The sequence below is a fragment of the Falsiroseomonas algicola genome, assembly GCF_011040385.1.
GTDB classification, from domain to species: domain Bacteria; phylum Pseudomonadota; class Alphaproteobacteria; order Acetobacterales; family Acetobacteraceae; genus Falsiroseomonas; species Falsiroseomonas algicola.
The window spans coordinates 1-661 of record NZ_JAAIKB010000063.1 but is presented as its reverse complement, the minus strand read 5'-3'; the positions used below and the strand labels follow the sequence as shown (position 1 = coordinate 661).

The following is a 661-nucleotide window of genomic DNA, read 5'->3' as shown; positions in this document are numbered from 1 at the left end:
CGAACCGGCCGGGCGTTACGGGTGCCGCGGGCGCGCACGCGTGGGCGGGGCAAGTCGTTCATCACCCCCGAGATCCTGATCAGCGAACGTCCAGCGGAGGTGGAGGACCGCGCTGTGCCGGGGCGCTGGGAAGGCGATCTGATCATTGGCCTCAACCGCTCCGCCATCGGCACCTTGGTTGAGCGGACGACGCGGTTCACGATGCTGCTGCACCTGCCGCCGATGGAGGGACACGGAACGGGGCCGCGCGAGAAGAATGGGCCAGCGCTTGCCGGACACGGCGCCGCCGCGGTGCGCGACGCGATCACTGGGACGATCACCACCCTGCCCGAGCAACTCCGACGTTCGCTGACCTGGGACCAGGGGGCAGAGATGGCACAGCACGCCAGGCTGCGGATCGACACGAGCCTGCAGGTGTATTTCTGCGATCCGCATAGCCCGTGGCAACGCGGGACGAACGAGAACACCAATGGCCTGCTGCGTCAGTACTTTCCGAAGGGGACGGACCTGAGCGTCCACCGCAGTGACGACCTTGGCGCAGTGGCCGCAGCGCTCAATAGCAGACCGCGGAAGACGCTTGGATGGAAGACGCCTGCCGAGGCGCTCGACGCGGCCCTGCGGTCCGTTCAGGATGGTGTTGCGACGACCGGTTGAGACCAAG

General features: G+C 67.5%; 1 protein-coding gene. It reads left to right on the top strand.

Annotated features, from left to right (window positions below):
* Nucleotides 1-654, top strand: a 654-nt coding sequence (locus G3576_RS31020; RefSeq protein WP_164698340.1) for an IS30 family transposase, incomplete at its 5' end; no start/stop codon positions are given.
* Between the last annotated feature and the right edge of the window lie 7 nt (nucleotides 655-661).